The sequence below is a fragment of the Thalassolituus sp. UBA6592 genome (assembly GCF_002433655.1).
Taxonomy (GTDB): Bacteria; Pseudomonadota; Gammaproteobacteria; order Pseudomonadales; family Oceanobacteraceae; genus Venatoribacter.
In genome coordinates this window covers 19,483-23,122 of the sequence record NZ_DJIO01000144.1, presented here as the reverse complement: position 1 = coordinate 23,122, position 3,640 = coordinate 19,483, and the positions used below count along the sequence as shown (strand labels likewise).

The 3,640-nt window shown below is 54.1% G+C and carries 3 protein-coding genes; all 3 read right to left on the bottom strand.

The genetic code is table 11. The features are described 5' to 3' along the window. Positions 1–59: 59 nt before the first annotated feature. Positions 60–551 carry a ribonuclease E activity regulator RraA gene (rraA, locus tag B2Z72_RS14260; RefSeq protein ID WP_296981538.1) on the bottom strand — a complete coding sequence of 164 codons (492 nt, stop codon included), beginning with the start codon at positions 549–551 and terminating at the stop codon, positions 60–62. Between the two features lie 70 nt (positions 552–621). Further along, positions 622–1,662 carry an alpha/beta hydrolase gene (locus B2Z72_RS14255; protein ID WP_296981540.1) on the bottom strand — a complete coding sequence of 347 codons (1,041 nt, stop codon included), beginning with the start codon at positions 1,660–1,662 and terminating at the stop codon, positions 622–624. Positions 1,663–1,678: 16 nt separating this feature from the next. Continuing rightward, the coding region (ppsA, locus tag B2Z72_RS14250; RefSeq protein WP_297005139.1) for a phosphoenolpyruvate synthase at positions 1,679–3,640 on the bottom strand (1,962 nt) is incomplete at its 5' end.

Below are 3,640 nucleotides of genomic sequence, written 5' to 3'. Positions count from 1 at the left end.
TTAAGTGAACAGCATTGCGGCATGGCCGGGCTTTTCAGGTATCAGATGCTGAGCAGCCCTTATTCAGGCATGCTCAGAGGTTCAGGAGATACGATCACGCCGTTATTATCAGCGTAGACGTATTGGCCCGGAATGAACTCAACGCCGCCAAATTTAACCGGGACATTGATGTCACCCAGGCCGCGCTTGTCAGTCTTCAGCGGAACAGTCGCCAGCGCCTGAACGCCCAGATCGGTCTCCATAATGGCATCAACATCACGAATGCAACCGTAGATAATCGCACCTTCCCAGCCGTGTTTCGCAGCTTTTTCGGCGATCATGTCACCCATCAGCGCCTTACGCATGGAAGCACCACCATCGATGACCATGACTTTGCCCTTGCCATCCTGCTCGACCAGCTCTTTCACTTTGGAGTTGTCTTCATAACATTTGACAGTAACGATCTCACCACCAAATGACTCAATGCCGCCGTAGTTGGTGAACATCGGCTCAACAACCTGAACCAGATCCGGGTATTCATCACACAGATCCGGAGTAATGTATCGGGTCATAGCGTATTCCTTAATTATGAAAATGGGTTTGGGTGTGCTGACACTTTACCACGAATGCCCCAAGGGCCTGTCAAGTCCGGACAGCGTTCGATGCCGGGCATTCACCCCTGCATCTGCCGTCCGACGTGTGCGGTGATTCAGGCTTCTGATTCAGGCTTCTATAGTGAGTGGCTTTGAGCCAGTCAGATATTTGGGGCCAGACTTCTTTGCCTGCAGTCTGTCCAGACATCATATCCAGATGACCGTAGTCCTGACTTAAGCCAGAGCCGGTACCGAGAGGGATAAATGTTTTATCGCCACCGTACAGCGCGGCAAAGCGCGAGCAATATTCCACCGGCTCAGAACGGTCAGCCTCTCCGGCCAGCGCCAGCAAAGGCACCGGGGTGCCATCTTTCCAGGCCGGTAACAGCTTCTGCTGCGTGGATGCCAGCTGCCAGGCGCCAAACAGCGAATGTCTGGCAAGATACTCATCAATAATACCGGCTGGCTCTGCTTCCTGACCTAAGCCCAGTTTACGCCCGTCCAGCTCTCCTTTCATATTTACCCGGGTACGGGCAGCCAGAGAAGCAAACGGAACCCACTGGTACATTGGCCGACGGATAGCCTGCGCTGCAATAATGACCATGCCACTGCACTTTTCGTCGCGCAGCAGACCGCCGGCAACCGCCGCTGCAATGGTCACCCCACCCAATGAATGGCCAAGCCAGACCGGCGCTTTACCGGATTTTTCATGGACAAACTCGGCAACTGCCGGCAGGTCATACAAGGCATAGCGTTCCTGGGTGTTACTGCGGTAGTCCTGATTGCGTGGCGACATACCATGGCCGCGCATATCCATCATCCAGACGTCAAAGCCCTGATCCAGCAAATGCCGGGCGAGACCTTCACCAACGCCTGACAGCCAGAATCCACGATTGTTGAAACTGCCATGCAGCAGAATCACAGGAACCCCACTGTGCGGCTTATTCTGGTAACCCAGATGAGAAACCGCGACCTGGACACTGAGGTCCGGGTCGCGGTTATGTTTTACGAGATACACATCCTCTGTCAGTCCGCTAAAGGCATCCGCCCGCAGCAGACTGACCGGGAAAAGCTCACTGCTGCTTTTCATTCCGGTTTAACTATCCTTATTTATCCGCCAGGAAGAACCAGGTATCCAGCACGGAATCCGGGTTAAGGGAAACACTGTCGATACCATGTTCCATCAGCCATTTGGCAAAATCCGGGTGATCGGACGGCCCCTGACCACAGATACCAATGTACTTATTGGCTTTCTTACAGGCTCTGATCGCATTTTCCAGCAACGCCAGAATGGCTTCGTTACGCTCGTCAAACAGGTGCGCAATAATGCCGGAATCACGGTCCAGACCCAGAGTCAGCTGGGTCAGGTCGTTGGAGCCGACAGAGAAACCATCAAAGTATTCCAGGAACTGTTCCGCCAGCAGTGCGTTGGCTGGCAGTTCGCACATCATGATCAGTTTCAGATCATTCTCGCCGCGCTTCAGACCGTTTTCCGCCAGCAGGTTAGATACCTGCTCCGCTTCACCCACGGTACGCACAAACGGCACCATGATTTCCACGTTAGTAAAGCCCATCTCGTTACGGACTTTTTTCATGGCACGACATTCGAGCTCAAAGCAGTCGCGGAAGTTTTTCGAGATATAGCGGGATGCGCCACGGAAACCCAGCATCGGGTTCTCTTCTTCCGGCTCGTACAGACGACCACCAATCAGATTGGCGTACTCGTTGGATTTGAAGTCTGACAGACGTACGATCACACGCTTAGGCCAGAACGCTGCGGCCAGAGTGGAGATACCTTCCACCAGTTTTTCCACGTAGAAGTCCACCGGACCCGGGTAGCCGGAGATACGGCGCTCAACGGTCGGCTTCACTTCTTCCGGCAGGGAATCGAAGTTCAGCAGTGCTTTAGGGTGCACGCCGATCATACGGTTAATAATAAATTCCAGTCGTGCCAGACCAACACCGGCACTTGGCAGCCCCTGGAAGTCGAAGGCACGATCCGGGTTACCGACGTTCATCATAATCTTGAACGGCAGATCCGGCATGGAATCCACGCTGTTGGTACGCACATCAAAGTCCAGCGCACCTTCATAAACAAAACCTGTGTCCCCTTCTGCACAGGAAACCGTCACTTCCTGACCATCACTGAGCAGTTCAGTGGCATCCTCACAGCCAACCACCGCAGGAATACCCAGCTCACGGGCGATGATCGCAGCATGACAGGTACGGCCACCACGATTGGTCACAATCGCGGCAGAGCGCTTCATAACCGGCTCCCAGTCAGGGTCAGTCATATCGGCGACCAATACATCCCCTTCGCGCACCTGATCCATCTCTTCAACACTGTTGATGACACGGACTTTACCCTTACCGATGCGGTGACCAATGGAGCGGCCTTCGGCCAGCACTTTGCCGGTCTCTTTCAGCAGGTAGCGCTCCATAACGTTCTTGCTGGCACGGCTTTTCACGGTTTCCGGACGGGCCTGAACAATGTAAAGCTTGCCATCATCGCCATCTTTGGCCCATTCAATGTCCATCGGACGCTGGTAGTGCTTCTCAATGATCATGGCCTGACGGGCAAGGTTCTCAACCTCGTCATCCGCCAGCGAGAACACCTGACGCAGATTGCGGTCAACGCGCTGAGTCTCAACCGACTTACCTACACTGGCATCCTGGCTGTAAACCATTTTGATCGCTTTTGCGCCCAGATTGCGGCGCAGGATGGCCGGACGGCCAGCAGAGAGGTTTTCTTTGTGAACGTAAAATTCATCCGGGTTAACGGCGCCCTGCACCACGGTTTCACCGAGGCCGTATGAGGAGGTCACAAACACCACTTTATCGAAACCGGATTCGGTATCCAGTGTAAACATAACGCCACTGGAAGCCGTTTCACTGCGCACCATGCGCTGAATACCAGCAGACAGAGCCACTTTATGGTGGTCAAAGCCCTGGTGGTCACGGTAGGCAATGGCGCGGTCGTTAAACAGAGAGGCGAACACATCGCGGATCGCCAGCAGAACGTTGTCGATACCAACAATATTCAGGTGAGTTTCCTGCTGACCGGCGAA

Coding starts and splice junctions, on each gene's coding strand:
- rraA (WP_296981538.1), bottom strand. CDS start 551: ATGACCCGATACATTACTCCGGATCTGTGTGATGAATACCCGGATCTG.
- B2Z72_RS14255 (WP_296981540.1), bottom strand. CDS start 1,662: ATGAAAAGCAGCAGTGAGCTTTTCCCGGTCAGTCTGCTGCGGGCGGAT.